The sequence below is a fragment of the Acidisphaera rubrifaciens HS-AP3 genome (assembly GCF_000964365.1).
GTDB lineage: Bacteria > Pseudomonadota > Alphaproteobacteria > Acetobacterales > Acetobacteraceae > Acidisphaera > Acidisphaera rubrifaciens.
On record NZ_BANB01000306.1, the window covers coordinates 1 to 3,123 of the forward strand.

The 3,123-nt window shown below is 72.3% G+C and carries 2 protein-coding genes; both read left to right on the forward strand.

The genetic code is table 11. The features are described from left to right. Positions 1 to 298 (forward strand): hypothetical protein (locus B8460_RS21855; protein ID WP_048861479.1); only part of this gene is annotated, 298 nt, incomplete at its 5' end. A gap of 1 nt (position 299) precedes the next feature. Beyond that, positions 300 to 3,098, forward strand: a complete 2,799-nt coding sequence (locus B8460_RS10135; RefSeq protein WP_084623464.1) for a [protein-PII] uridylyltransferase — start codon at positions 300 to 302, stop codon at positions 3,096 to 3,098. The last annotated feature ends 25 nt before the right edge of the window (positions 3,099 to 3,123 follow it).

The window sequence follows — 3,123 nt, forward strand, 5'->3', positions numbered from 1 at the left end:
CGCCGGTTTCGAGCGTGCCGGCCGCCGGGCGCCCGCCGCCGCGCTGCCGCTGTTCGCGGGTCTGTCGGAGGGCGCGGCAGAGCCATGTGCCGATCCAGGTGCCGATCCGGGCAACGCTGCCGCGGCCGATCCCGATCCCGATCCCGGTGCCGATCCGGGCGGCGGCGCGGCGCTGCGGGCGGCGGTCGCGGCGCTCGATCTCGACCAGATGACGCCGCTCGACGCGTTGCAGACATTGTACCGACTTAAGAAACTCCTTCCTGTTGCAGCGCCGCAGAACGATCTAGGTTCGGTTTGACATGCTCCACGCACCGCCGCTCCCGACCGAACCCGATGCCGCGCTGGCCCAGCTGAACGAGGCGATCGACAGCCTGCGCGACGCCGGCGGCCTGTCGCGCGACGCCGTCCTCGGCGCGTTCCGCCGCCATCTGGCGCGCATCCAGCACCACGTGCAGGAAACCTTCGAGCAGGAGGGGCTGTCGGGGCTGGAGGCGGCGCGGCGCCTGTCGGGGCTGACCGACGGGCTGGTGGCGGCGCTGTTCGCCCATGCGACCGGGCCGGACGGGCCGGGGCGCATCGGCGAGCGGCTGACGATCGCCGCGACCGGCGGCTATGGGCGCGGCGTGCTGGCGCCGTTCAGCGACATCGACCTGCTGTTCCTCACCCAGGCGACGCCGGCGCCGGCGACGCTGCGGGCGGTGGAATACATGCTGTATTTCCTGTGGGACCTGGGGCTGAAGGTCGGCCACGCCACGCGGTCCGTCGCCGAATGTCTGGCCGAGGCGGCGCGCGACACGACGGTGCGCACCAGCCTGCTGGATGCGCGGCCGGTCTGCGGCGACACGAAGCTGTTCGAGGAGTTCGCGGCGCAGTTCCGCGCCAACTGCCGCGAGGCCGGCCCCGCCGAGTTCTTCGCCGCCAAGCAGGCCGAGCGCGACGCCCGCCACCGCCGCTACGGCGACAGCCCGTTCCTGGTGGAGCCGAACGTCAAGGAAGGGCGCGGCGGCCTGCGCGACATGCAGACGCTGTACTGGATGGCGCGCTACGTGTTCGGCATCACCACGGTCGCCGAGCTGGTCGGGCCGGACGGCCCGGGGCTGCTGCAGGAGATGGAGGCGCGGCACGCCCGCCGGTCGTGGGATTTCCTGTGGACGGTGCGCTTTCACCTCCATTACGTCGCCGGCCGGGCGGAGGAGCGGCTGACCTTCGACCTCCAGCCGGTGATCGGCGCGCGCATGGGCTATACCCGCCACGGCCGGCAGGACGGGGTGGAGCGCTTCATGCGCCACTATTTCCTGACGGTGCGCGAGGTGGTGCGGGCGACGCATCTGCTGGAGCCGGCGATCCTGCGCGCCGCACTCGGGCCGCCGGCGCTCGCGGCGCAGACCGATCCGGCGCTGCTCGACGCAGGCTTCGTGCTGGCGGAAGGCAAGCTGCTGCCCGCGCCCGATCGCGGCTTCGACGCGGAGCCGTTGCAAATGCTGCGCGTGCTGCAGGTGGCGCGCGACCGCAACCTGACACTGCATCCGCTGACCCTGCGCGCGCTGATCCGCCACGAGCGGCGCGCCGTCGCGCTGCGCGGCGATCCGGACGCGGCCGCCATCTTCCTCGATCTGCTGTGCGGCGACGATGACGGGCACGCCCATCGCCGCGCCGACGGGGCGCGCTGGCTGTCGGTGATGAACGAGACCGGGTTCCTCGGCCGCTATCTGCCGGACTGGGCGCGCATCGTCGGACAGATGCAGTTCGACACCTATCACGTCTTCACCGTGGACGAGCACACGATCGAGGCGGTGCGCGTCCTCAACGCGGTCGAGCGGGGCGAATTGCGCGACGCGGTGCCGGTCGCGTCCGGCGTGATGGACCATTTGCAGTCCCGCCGCGCGCTGTATGTCGCGCTGCTGCTGCACGACATCGCCAAGGGGCGCGGCGGCGACCATTCGGAGCTGGGCGCCGAGGTGGCGCAGGAAGTGGGGCCCGCGATCGGCCTGTCCGCCGAGGAGACGGAGACCGTCTCGTGGCTGGTGCTGCATCACCTGCTGTTGAGCCAGACCGCGTTCAAGCGCGACATCGACGACCCCAAGACGATCCTCGATCTGGCGGAGACGATCCAGTCGCCGGAGCGGCTGCGCCTGCTGCTCGCGCTCACGGTCGCGGACATGCGCGCGGTGTCGCCCAAGGTGTGGAACGGCTGGAAGGCGACGCTGCTGCGCGAGCTGTACGCGCGGGTGGGCGAGGTGCTGGCCGGCGGCCTGTCCACCGCCGAGCGCGACGTGCGCGTGGCGCGCGCGCGACAGGCGGCGGCGGCGCTGATGGACGGCTGGACGCAGGACGACATCGCGCATTTCTGGGAGCTGGGCTACGGCGGCTACTGGCTGTCGTTCGACCCGGAGACGCATGCCCGTCACGCCCGGCTGGTGCGCGAGGCTGAGCGGCGGGGCGCGCCGCTGACGGTCGAGACGATGCCGCTGCCGGCGCGCGCGGTGACGGAGGTGACGGTCTATGTCGCCGACCATGCCGGGCTGTTCTCGCGCATCGCCGGCGCGCTGGCGGTCGCGGGCGCGTCGATCGTCGATGCGCGCATCCACACCATGACCAACGGCATGGCGCTCGACACGTTCTGGATCCAGGACGCGGGCGGCGGGGCGTTCGACGCGCCGCACCGGCTGGCGCGGCTGTCGGCGCTGATCGAACAGGCGCTGTCCGGCCGGCTGCGCCTGTCGGCCGAGATCAAGGAGGCGTCGCGGTCGGTGATCGGCCGGCGGATGCGCGCGATCCACGTGCCGCCGCGGGTGGTGATCGACAACCACGCGAGCAACACGCACACGGTGCTGGAGGTCAACGGCCGCGACCGGCCGGGCCTGCTGCACGACGTGACGGCGGCGATCAGCGACCAGGGGCTGCAGATCGCGAGCGCGCATGTCACGACCTATGGCGTGCGGGCGGTGGACGTCTTCTATGTCAAGGACGTGTTCGGGCTGAAGGTCGAGAACGAGCGCAAGCTGGCCGGCCTGCGCGAGGCGCTGCTGGGCGCGCTGACCAACCCCGAGGACCCGATGCCGCTGCCGGTCCGCCGGGTCGCCGCCGCCGCGCGCTGACGCAAGGCGCGCTGACGCAAGGCGC